This window comes from Streptomyces hirsutus (assembly GCF_001418415.1).
Taxonomy (GTDB): Bacteria; Actinomycetota; Actinomycetes; order Streptomycetales; family Streptomycetaceae; genus Streptomyces; species Streptomyces hirsutus.
In genome coordinates, this window is sequence record NZ_LIQT01000275.1 from 1 (window position 1) to 10323 (window position 10323).

Annotated in this window: 7 protein-coding genes and 3 pseudogenes; 2 read left to right on the forward strand and 8 right to left on the reverse strand. The window is 73.6% G+C overall.

The window, feature by feature from the left end; all coding sequences use genetic code 11:
* Positions 1-40 precede the first annotated feature (40 nt).
* The 4 genes from AOK11_RS20825 to AOK11_RS20840 all read right to left on the reverse strand — a co-directional run bounded on the left by AOK11_RS20825 (position 41) and on the right by AOK11_RS20840 (position 5994).
* Positions 41-2926, reverse strand: coding sequence for a DEAD/DEAH box helicase (locus AOK11_RS20825; protein WP_240497426.1), 2886 nt, complete (start codon positions 2924-2926; stop codon positions 41-43).
* 186 nt (positions 2927-3112) lie between these two features.
* Positions 3113-3622, reverse strand: coding sequence for a sugar kinase (locus AOK11_RS20830; protein WP_381169792.1), 510 nt, complete (start codon positions 3620-3622; stop codon positions 3113-3115).
* A gap of 65 nt (positions 3623-3687) precedes the next feature.
* Entirely contained in the window at positions 3688-4872 is a 1185-nt protein-coding gene (locus AOK11_RS20835; protein WP_055595243.1) for an ROK family glucokinase, read from the reverse strand.
* 384 nt (positions 4873-5256) lie between these two features.
* On the reverse strand, positions 5257-5994 hold the full coding sequence (locus AOK11_RS20840) for a GntR family transcriptional regulator (protein WP_206188894.1): 738 nt from the start codon (positions 5992-5994) through the stop codon (positions 5257-5259).
* 128 nt (positions 5995-6122) lie between these two features.
* Here AOK11_RS20840 and AOK11_RS20845 point away from each other — a divergent pair, with 128 nt between their 5' ends.
* A complete protein-coding gene (locus AOK11_RS20845; protein WP_055595245.1) occupies positions 6123-7145 on the forward strand; it encodes a Gfo/Idh/MocA family protein in 1023 nt (340 codons plus the stop codon).
* A gap of 44 nt (positions 7146-7189) precedes the next feature.
* Here AOK11_RS20845 and AOK11_RS20850 read toward each other — a convergent pair whose 3' ends face one another.
* The 3 genes and pseudogenes from AOK11_RS20850 to AOK11_RS20855 all read right to left on the reverse strand — a co-directional run.
* Positions 7190-7618, reverse strand: a complete 429-nt coding sequence (locus tag AOK11_RS20850; RefSeq protein WP_055595246.1) for a PaaI family thioesterase — start codon at positions 7616-7618, stop codon at positions 7190-7192.
* Between the two features lie 43 nt (positions 7619-7661).
* Positions 7662-7781 (reverse strand): annotated as a pseudogene (locus AOK11_RS43510) (LuxR C-terminal-related transcriptional regulator); the annotation flags it as partial.
* A pseudogene (locus AOK11_RS20855) lies at positions 7768-8945 on the reverse strand (IS200/IS605 family accessory protein TnpB-related protein); the annotation flags it as partial. The pseudogenes AOK11_RS43510 and AOK11_RS20855, both read right to left, overlap by 14 nt.
* Positions 8946-9229: 284 nt before the next feature.
* On the opposite strand from AOK11_RS20855, the gene AOK11_RS20860 reads away from it, so the two are divergent.
* Complete coding sequence (locus AOK11_RS20860; protein ID WP_055595247.1) at positions 9230-9985, forward strand: SDR family oxidoreductase; 756 nt, start codon at positions 9230-9232, stop codon at positions 9983-9985.
* Positions 9986-10053: 68 nt separating this feature from the next.
* Here AOK11_RS20860 and AOK11_RS20865 read toward each other — a convergent pair.
* Positions 10054-10323 (reverse strand): annotated as a pseudogene (locus AOK11_RS20865) (allantoicase); the annotation flags it as partial.

The following is a 10323-nucleotide window of genomic DNA, read 5'->3' on the forward strand; positions in this document are numbered from 1 at the left end:
GCCCGCAGGGCCTCCCGGGCCTCGTCGGACGGGCGGGGGGTCATGACGTCCTCCGCAGGGAGACCAGGTCGGACAGCTCGCGGTCGGTCAGTTCCGTGAGGGCCGACTCGCCGGAGCCGAGGATCGCGTCGGCGATGCGGTCCTCGATCGTGCCCTCGGTGATCAGGCGGTGGACCTGGACCGGCTGGGTCTGGCCGATGCGGTAGGCACGGTCGGTGGCCTGCTCCTCGACCGCCGGGTTCCACCAGCGGTCGAAGTGGACGACATGGCCCGCGCGGGTGAGGTTCAGGCCGGTGCCCGCCGCCTTCAGGGACAGGAGCAGGACGGGGGTCGCGCCGCTCTGGAAGCGGTCCACCATGCGCTCCCGCTCCGGTACCGGCGTACCGCCGTGGAGGAAGTCGACCGGCACCGCGCGCTCGGTCAGATGTGCGGTGATCAGCCGGGCCATGCCGACGTACTGCGTGAAGACCAGGGCCGATCCGTCCTCGGCGAGGAGGGTGTCCAGCAGTTCGTCCAGCAGGGCGAGTTTGCCGGAGCGGGCCGCAAGGCGGCCGCCGCCTGCGGCCCGTGCGTGCTCGTCCTTGAGGTAGAGCGCCGGGTGGTCGCAGATCTGTTTCAGCGCGGTCAGCAGCTTCAGCACCAGGCCCCGGCGGCCCATGCCCTGGGCGGTCTCGATGGCGAGCATCGACTCGCGCACCACCGCCTCGTAGAGCGCGGCCTGTTCGCGGGTGAGCGGGACGGGGTGGTCCGTCTCGGTCTTGGGCGGCAGTTCGGGGACGATGCCCGGGTCGGACTTCTTGCGCCGCAGGAGGAAGGGCCGCACCAGGCGGGAGAGCCGCTCGACGGCCTCGTCGTCCTCGCCGGCCTCCACCGCGCGGGCGTGCCGGGCCCGGAAGGACGTGAGGGGGCCGAGGAGTCCGGGGGTCGTCCAGTCGAGGAGGGCCCACAGTTCGGAGAGGTTGTTCTCGACGGGGGTGCCGGTGAGGGCCACGCGCGCGGGGGTCGGGATGGTGCGCAGTGCCTTCGCCGTGGCCGAGTGCGGGTTCTTGACGTGCTGCGCCTCGTCGGCGACGACCATGCCCCAGCGCTGCGCGGCCAGCGTCGGGGCGGCCGAGCGCATGGTGCCGTAGGTGGTGAGGACGAAGCCGCCGGTCAGGTCCTCCAGGGTCCGCTCCGGGCCGTGGAAGCGGCGCACGGGGACGCCGGGGGCGAACCGGGTGATCTCCCGCTGCCAGTTGCCGAGCAGGGAGGCGGGGCAGACGACCAGGGTCGGCTCGGCGCGGTCCCGTTTCAGATGCAGCGCGATGAGGGTGATCGTCTTGCCCAGGCCCATGTCGTCGGCGAGGCAGCCGCCGAGGCCGAGGGAGGTCATGAGGTCGAGCCAGGCCAGGCCCCGCAGTTGGTAGTCGCGCAGGGTGGCGTCGAGCCCGGGGGGCGGGTCGGCGGGCCGGACACCCGTGGTGAGGCGGTCCCGGAGGACGGCGAGGGCGCCGACGGGGACCGCCTCGACGGTCTCGCCGTCGGCCTCCGCGGTGCCGGTGAGGGCGATGGACAGCGCGTCGACGGGATCGAGCAGTCCCAGCTCCCGTTTGCGGGCCTTGCGGACGAGGGCCGGGTCGACCAGCACCCACTGGTCGCGCAGCCGGACGACGGGGCGGTGGGCCTCGGCCAGGGCGTCCATCTCGGCCTCGGTGAGCGGGTCGCCGCCGAGCGCGATCTGCCAGCCGAAGCGCAGCAGGTCCTCGCTCTCGAAGAAGCCGCTCCCGTCGGTCGCCGATCCGGGAGCCGGCCGGACCACCGCCGTCGCGGTCAGGTCCTGGGCCAGGTCCCGGGGCCAGTGCACGGCGACACCGGCCGCGGCGAGGCGGGTGGCGGCGACGCCGAGCAAGTCGTTCAGCTCGTCCTCGGACAGTGCCAGGACGTCGGGTACGTCCTGGTCGGAGAGCCGGTCCAGCGGGGGCCAGACACGGGCGGCCCGGCGGACGGCGAGGGCGGCGTCCACGCGCGCGCGGGGGCCGAACGCGTGGTCCGCCGTCCCCGCCCACAGGGCCGCCGCGTCGGCGACGAGGGTGGGGTCGGCGAGGCTGTGCACCTGGACGACCGCCGCGCCCGCACCGCGCGCGCCGGTGCCTCCCGCACCCTCGGCGGCGCCGTCGAACAGGTCGTACGCGGAGAGGTCGAGGCGGAGCGAGACACGCACGCCGGCGTCCATGCCGGCGGCGACCTCGGCGGCCCAGTCCTGGGCACCGGGCAACCGCTGGGCCTTGCGGGCGGCGAACGGCAGCCCCGAGGCGTACGGCGCGGCCGGGGTACGGGGCAGGGTGTCCGCGACCGCGTCCAGGAAGGCGCGGACCAGGGCTTCCGGCTGCGGCAGCCGAAGCGGGCCGGGGCCGGGCAGCGGGACGGCGTGGCCCTCGAAGGGCAGGGCCGCGGCCACCGCGCGCAGGTGTGCCACGTCGTCCGGGTCGAGAGGCCCTGCCCGCCAGGCGTCATGGCCGGTGGCCGTCAGGCCGGGCAGCAGCCGGCCGCGCGCCGTGAGCCGCAGGGCGTGCAGGGCGGCGGCGCCCCAGCAGGTGGTGGCGGGGTGCGCCGCGGGGTCGTGCCGGGCGCGGACCAGCAGGGGCAGGGCCTCGTCGAGGGGGAGGGAGAACGCGGTGACCGTCCGCCGCCGGACCCCGTCGCCGTGCGGGCGGGTGACGGTGAGACGCGTACGCGGGGCGTGCTCCGGCGCGGCTTCGGCGGGGCCGCTCTCGGGGTCGTAGAAGGCGACGCGTCCGTCGCGCGGCAGGGCCGACGGCAGGAAGACGGCGGCGAGACCGACGGGGATCTCCGCTGCGGCGTCCGCGATCGCCGCACCCGCCGGGCCGGCCTCCCCCGTGCCCGTCCCGGCCGTGTGCCGTTCGGCCGTCACGGTCCCCTCGCTCATGCGCCCTGTCACCTCCAGCACGTCCCCGTCCCCGTCCCGTGCATGCCCGCCCGTGTCGTCGGACCATCCGCCTTCGACTCTACGGGCGGGCACCGACAACCGGTTCCGCGGCCGGACCCGGGCGGCCCCGAGCAGCCCCGGGCGGACCGGGCGCCCCGGTTCACGGGCCGGGAGCGGCGGTGCGGATCAGGGGACCGTCCGGGAGACGACGTACACCCTGGGGAAGCCCGGCTTGCCCTCGTTGACGACGACATCGTGGGTGGGCGCGGGGTTCTTCCGTTCGTTGACGAGACCGGACCAGATGCCGGGGCGGTCGAACTTCCAGCCGGTGACTTCCCGGTCGCGCTCACTGATGGTGATGTCGTCCCGCTTCAGGTCGTCCTGCTGCACGCCCATGCTGGTGAGAAAGGCGCTCAGGCCGGCGTCGGTGGTCTCGAACTCGACGTACAGACGGCTGGTCTTCCAGTTGTTCGTCTCGTAGGTGGCCACCCACCAGGCGGGGTGCGGGACCGGCACCTGGTAGAGGCGGCGCTGCACCTTCGACGGCCAGCCCTGGGTCAGGCCGTTCGCCGAGTACCTGGCCTCCTTGTCCTTGCCGCTGGCCCGGCTCTGGTTCGCGGAGATCATCAGATACCCGGCCGGAACACCGATGAGCAGCACGATGATCAGCAGGGTGAGCGCCCTGCGGCGGATCATGTGCCCGCGGCCCTCGGGCGGCCGGGGCCCGCCGGGACGGCCGGTGCGGTGGAGAACGTCGCCCGTCACGGCGTCTCCTGGATGGCTCGGCCCGCCTCCGCATACCGCTCGTAGCGCTCGTACCGCTCGACCCGGCGGCGCTTGGCGCGGCGGAAGCGACGGGCGACCAGGCGGGCGAGGTCGGCGGCGCCGACCATGCCCGCCTCGGGACCGAGCTGGGCGCGGACGATGCGGGCCTCGGGGCGGTAGCCGCGGCCGGTGAGGTGCCGCTTGAACGCGTCCCGCGCGGGGCCGATCAGCAGGTCGTCGGCGGCCGAGACCCCGCCGCCGATGACGAAGCAGGAGGGGTCGAGGGCGGCGGCGAGGTTGGCGATGCCGACACCGAGCCACTGGCCGATGTCCTGGAGGAGCTCGATGCACATGGCATCGCCCTCACGGGCCAGCTCGGTGATCATCGGGCCGCTGATCTCGGCGATGTTCCCTTTGACGTGCTCGATGATCCCGTAGGCGACCGGCGAGTCGGCGGCGGCCAGTTCGCGCGCCTCGCGGACCAGTGCGTTGCCGGAGCTGTACTGCTCCCAGCAGCCGCGGTTGCCGCAGGGGCAGCGGTGGCCGCCGGGGACGACCTGCATGTGGCCGAACTCGCCGGCGACGCCGTACTTGCCGCGTTTGACCTGGCCGTCCTCGAGGATCGCGCCGCCGATGCCGGTGCCCAGCGTGATCATGACGAGGTGGTCCTCGCCGCGTCCCGCACCGAAGCGCCACTCGGCCCAGGCGGCGGAGTTGGCGTCGTTGTCGACCAGGACGGGAACGGCGAGCCGGCCGGCGAGGCGGTCGCGCAGCGGCTCGTTGCGCCATGAAAGGTGGGGGGCGAACAGCACGCGGTTGCGGTCGGCGTCGACCCAGCCGGCCGCGCCGATGCCGACCGCGTGCACGTCGTGCCGGTCGGACAGGTCAAGCACCAGTTCGACGATGGTGTCCTCGACGACTTTCGGGCTCTTGGACTTGTCCGGGGTCTCCGTGCGGAGCCGCTCCAGGATGTTGCCGTCGGCGTCGACGACGCCCGCCATCACTTTCGTGCCGCCGATGTCGATGCCGACGGTCGGCACGCGCGGTGCCGTCAGGTGCGAGCGGCGTTCCCTGGTGCCGACCGTGCGGAGCACGGGAGCACGGCGGGAGCCGATGGGGGCGGCGCCCGCCCGGGCGGAACTCAGCGCCCTGGGCAGTGTGAGGTCGCGGTAGGTGCTCATCGTCGCCGATTCTGCCTCACGGTGACCCTGGGTGGCGTACTCGGGAGCAAAGGGAACGCGTGACACGCGCCGTCTCCGGGGCTCTTCCGACCGCTTCCCGACGGCGTCCCGACCGCTCTCGAACAGCTTTCCCGACGGCTCCCCGGCGCGGTCCGACGGCTCCGCCCGAGAGGACAACCTTCGCTTTTCGGCACCCCGTTCCATGATCTGGTCACATTGTCCGGACAATGCGATGAAGATCACTTCAAGTCCCCCAAGTCGCCTGGACTTCACCGGGAGTTCAGCACGGGGAAAGGAGGCCGGGGTCCGAGGAGGTCGGGGTCCGAGAACCTCGGGCCCCCGGACCACAGGCCCCGGGACTCAGGAACTCCGCGCCCCGGGGCGTCACGACCGTACGAGCAGCTGGAACTCGAACGAGTAGCGGTCGGGCCGGTAGGTGTGGGTGCCGAACTCCACGGTACGGCCGGTGTCGTCGAAGGTCACGCGCTGCATGGTGAGCAGCGGGGCGCCCCGTTCCTCGCCGAGCCGCTCGGCCTCGGCGGCCCCGGCGGCGCGGGCGCCGATGGTCTGGCGGGCACTGTGCAGGGTGATCCCGGCCGCCCGCATCAGCCGGTACAGACCGGTGGCCTCCAGCTGCCGGGTGTCCAGGTCGAGCAGCCCGAGGGGCAGGTAGTTGCACAGGTACGCCATCGGTTCCCCGTGCGCGAGCCGCAGCCGCTCGATGCGGTGCACCTCGCCCGCCTCGTCCACCCCGAGGGTGGCGGCGACCTCGGGGGATACGGGGACGACCGTGTTGACCAGGACTTTCGTGGTGGGGCGATGGCCGGCGGACTCCAGGTCGTCGTAGAGGCTGCTGAGTTCCAGGGGCCGCTTGACCTGGCTGTGCACCACCTGGGTGCCGACTCCGCGCCGCCGCACGAGCAGGCCCTTGTCGACGAGGGACTGGATGGCCTGGCGGACGGTCGGCCGGGACAGCCCGAGGCGCCCGGCCAGCTCGATCTCGTTGCCCAGCAGACTCCCGGGGGTCAGCCTGCCGTGCTCGATGGCCGCCTCCAACTGCTGGGACAGCTGGAAGTACAGCGGTACGGGGGAGCCGCGGTCCACGCTCAGCTCCAGCTGCACGGTCGGGTCCACTCCTGGTTTGGGCACGGCCCGAGCGTAGCCCCGCGCGGGGTGGACGGGAAGTAGTGTAGTTCGATTGTCCGGACATACGGATTGACAGGGAGGGGCGCGGGCCGCAGTTTGTTCCCATGCGCATCGGGGTCATCGGTACGGGCCGTATCGGCACCATTCACGCCCACACACTCAGCAGGCATCGCGACGTCGGATCCTTGATCCTCACGGACGCCGATCCCGCTCGGGCACAGGCTCTCGCCCACCGGCTCGGTGAGACGGCGGCGCCCGGGGTGGACGAGATCTACACCTGGGGGGTGGACGCCCTGGTGATCACCACGGCCACGTCCGCCCACGCCGAACTCATCGGCAGGGCGGCCCGTTCGGGGCTGCCGGTCTTCTGCGAGAAGCCCATCGCCCTCGACCTCGCGGGCACGTTACAGGCGGTCTCGGAGGTCGAGGCGGCCGGGACGGTCCTGCAGATGGGCTTCCAGCGCCGGTTCGACCCCGGCTACACCGGCGCGCGGGAGGCGGTGCGTTCGGGCCGGCTCGGCCGGCTGCACACCGTACGGGCCATGAGCAGCGACCCCGAGCCGCCGCCGGCCGGATACCTGCCCCAGTCCGGCGGGCTGTACCGGGACACGCTGATCCATGACTTCGACGTCGTGCGCTGGGTGACCGGCCGGGAGATCGTGGACGTCTACGCCGCCGGGTCCGACGCGGGGCCGGCGATGTTCCGCGAGGCGGACGACGTGGACACCGGCGCGGCGCTCCTCACCCTCGATGACGGCACGCTCGCCGTCCTCACCGCGACCCGGATGAACGGCGCGGGCTACGACGTGCGGATGGAGCTCGCCGGGGAGCGGGACCAGATCGTGGTCGGCCTGGACGACCGTACGCCGATCGCGTCCACCGAGCCGACCGGGCCCCCGGCCGCGGACAAGCCGTGGACGGGCTTCCTGGAGCGCTTCGGGCCCGCGTACGAGGCGGAACTGAACGGCTTCGTCGAGGTGGTGCGGGGCGAGCGGGCCAATCCCTGCGACGGGCGCGAGGCCCTCCAGGCGCTGCGCGTCGCGGAGGCGTGCGAGCTGTCCCGGCGGGAGCGCAGGCCGGTACGGCTGATGGAGATCGCGGGCGGGGCGGTCTCGGCCTACGGGTGAGCGCCGCCCCCGGGTGCGGGCGCTCGGGGGCGGGCGTCGGGGGCTCAGGGCACGGAGACCGGCAGGACCGTGCCCTGGGCGACCGCGCACAGGGTCGCGGTGCCGTCGTCGTCGAGGGTGTGCAGGTCGCAGCGGACGACGGCCTGGCGGCGGCCGGCGTGCACGACCTCGGCACGGGCGCGCAGGGTGCGCCCGGTGGCCGGACGGAGGTACTGAATGGAGAAGCCGCCGGTGAGGACGTACGGGCCGAGCGCGGTGCCGCCCGCGAAGGTGAGGGCGTTGTCGGCGGCGTAGGAGAGGACGCCGCCGTGCAGGAAGCCGTTCTGCTGGTGGAGCTCCGCGCGGACGTCGATCTCGAGGGTGGCAACGCCCTCCCCGAAGGCGGTCACGCGCGCGCCGAGCAGCCGGCTGAAGGGCTGGCTGTCGAGGGTCCGCTGGGCAGTGGTCAGGTCGAGTCCGGAGGACGCGGTCACGGAACTCCTTCGGGCTGCGGATCGGACGGGGCACCTGGTGACGCTAACGCTCCTCGGTGTCGTCCAGGAGTCCGGCGTCGTGGGCGAGCAGTGCGATCTGCACGCGGTTGTTGAGGTCCAGCTTGGCCAGGATGCGGGAGACATGGGTTTTGACGGTGGCCACTCCTGCCTCCGTGTTTCTCGCGGGTCTTCTCCGCGGTGAAGTCCAGGTCCTCCACCGCGATCGCCCGCACCCCACAGGCCCTAGCCCAGTGCAGCAGCCGGGTCAGGGCGTGGCGGAGCTGGGCGTCCCGGTGCTGCGTGGTGCCGGACAGGTCGTAGCAGAAGCGGCGCGGATTCCCGGTCGGGTTGCCGTGCGCGTCCAGGCGCCAGGCGGCCAGGTGGTCGGCGTTCATGTCCACCCCGATCACCCCGCCGGCCAGCGCCGCCGCCAGCGGGACCGCCGGGGATGCGGGTTGCTGCCAGGACGCGGTCACATACCAGCGCGTGCGGGCCGGGTCGTGGTGGATGCGGTAGGCGACGGCCCGGTTGACGGCCACGCGGTCGGCCCACTCCGGCCCCCGGTGCGCGAACCGGATCCGGCCGGTGAGCACGTACCGGCCGTGCGGGGCGTTCGCCAGCCCGGCGAGGGGGCGGGCAGCCTGATGCTCACCTGACCGTCCGGGCTGATGCGGATCGTCTCGTTGCCGTACCGCTTCCCGCTCTCCCCGTCCGCCCGCAGGAACCACCGTTCCGCTTCCCAGCGTGCACGCCACTGGGCCTCGGTGAGCCGCGCGGCGGGCAGCTGGTGCCGCATCCGGGCCAGGCGCTTGCCGCCGCGCACCACCTGTACGGTTCCGGCCTGCCAGGCGGCGCGTTCCCGCGCCAGCCGGTCCTCCAGCACGCGCAGCCGGCGGGCCTTGGCATGCCACTCCCGCCGACTGCGGTAACCACCCGGAGCCTTCTTCGAACCCTTCGAGCCGACCGGCAGTGACAGCCGGTGCCGCAGCATCCGCACCCCCGCCTGAAGGCCCTGGAGGTGGGCGAGCGCGCAACGCCGGGCCAGCGCCCACTGCTCATGCGTCGCCCTCGTGATCGCACCCGCCCACCGGGCCGACGACAACGGCGTCAACTCCCGCTTACGCACGGCCCACGCCTTCGCGTCGTGCCCGAGGCCGTCACGGCACCGTGCCTTGAGGTCACCGGAGGCCAGCGTGCCCAGATGCGCGCCCACCCGCCGCAACACCTCCTCATCAGCGGCCGTCAGCTGCTTCAGCCGGGTGCGGAGGGCCACCCCCGACGGGCCAGGCGCCACAAACGGCGCCGCCAGCTCCCGCAGACCGCCCACCCCACACCCTTCCGCCAAGTCGTCATGCCCTGCTCACCCCGCCCAACGAACATCACGCGCAAAGGTCACGCATTCGGCAGACGAACTTCCATTCCCCCCTCCCCGGACATGACGACACCCACCCCGCGAACCCAGCGCTCACTCACACACGCCAGAACACACTCGTGCTCGGTCAAATCCCAACAGTTGCCAACCCCCGCGGCGCCCGCGACTCATCGGTCGTGCGCCGGGTCGACGTCCGTTCACCGCCAGCGGGCCGGGGACGGCGGCGCTGGGATGGAGGCATGAACTCACTGGCGAACATTCCGGAAACCTTGAGCGGCAAGGCGGCCCTGGTCACCGGCGGCAGCCGCGGGATCGGCGCGGCGACGGCGCTGCGGCTCGCGCGGGAGGGCGCGGACGTGGCCGTCACCTACGTCAACGGCAGGGAGGCCGCCGAGGACGTCGTCCGGGCCGTCGAGGCACTGGGACGCCGCGCGGTGGCCCTGCGCGCGGACGCTGCGGACGCGGAGGAGGCCGCCGGGGCCGTGACCGCCGCGGTGCGGTCGCTGGGCCGCCTCGACGTCCTGGTGAACAACGCGGGCATCGGCGTACTCGGCCCGCTGGACGCCCTGACCGTCTCCGATGTCGACCGGGTCCTCGCCGTGAACGTACGCGGCGTCTTCCTGGCCTCCCGCGCGGCCGCCGCGCACATGACGGCGGGAGGGCGGATCATCACGCTCGGCACCTGCATGACCCAGCGTGTCCCGGGCCCCGGCGGCACGCTCTACGCGATGAGCAAGGCGGCCCTGGTCGGGCTGACGAAGGCGCTCGCGCGGGAGTTGGGCGGGCGGGGCATCACGGCGAACATCGTCCATCCGGGGCCGATCGACACCGGCATGAACCCGGCGGACGGCCCCCACGCCCCGGCTCAGGCGGCGATGACCGCCGTCGGCCGCTTCGGCGCGGCCGACGAGGTGGCCGCCACGATCGCCCATCTGGCCGGCGCCGCGTACGTCACCGGCGCGGAGTTCGCGGTGGACGGCGGCCACGCGGCCTGACCGGCGTAAACGGCCCGACCGACGTGACCCGCCGCCTGCCCGCCGCCGGGCGGTGGGCAGGCGGCGGGTCAGCCGCCCAGTTCCCGGTGGCGTGCGGTCAGGGCGGCCGACCCCCGGTCGGTCAGTGAACCGAACAGGCGCAGCCGGGAGATGCCGCCGTCCGGGAAGATGTCCACGCGCGCGTGCGTGCCGACCGCCGGGGCGGGGAGGACGAAGCGGTGGTTGGTGTCGGGCTGGAGACGGGTCCGGGGCAGGATCTCCCGCCAGCCACCGTCCCCGCCGCCTCCACCGTCCCCGCCTCGGCCGTCGGCCGCGCCGGCCTCGCTGTCCCGTACCGA

Bases quoted from the DNA above. Each gene is read 5' to 3' on its own strand.
- AOK11_RS20860 (WP_055595247.1), top strand. From the start codon at position 9,230: ATGAACTCACTGGCGAACATTCCGGAAACCTTGAGCGGCAAGGCGGCC.
- AOK11_RS20825 (WP_240497426.1), bottom strand. From the start codon at position 2,926: ATGAGCGAGGGGACCGTGACGGCCGAACGGCACACGGCCGGGACGGGC.
- AOK11_RS20845 (WP_055595245.1), top strand. From the start codon at position 6,123: ATGCGCATCGGGGTCATCGGTACGGGCCGTATCGGCACCATTCACGCC.
- AOK11_RS20830 (WP_381169792.1), bottom strand. From the start codon at position 3,622: ATGATCCGCCGCAGGGCGCTCACCCTGCTGATCATCGTGCTGCTCATC.
- AOK11_RS20835 (WP_055595243.1), bottom strand. From the start codon at position 4,872: ATGAGCACCTACCGCGACCTCACACTGCCCAGGGCGCTGAGTTCCGCC.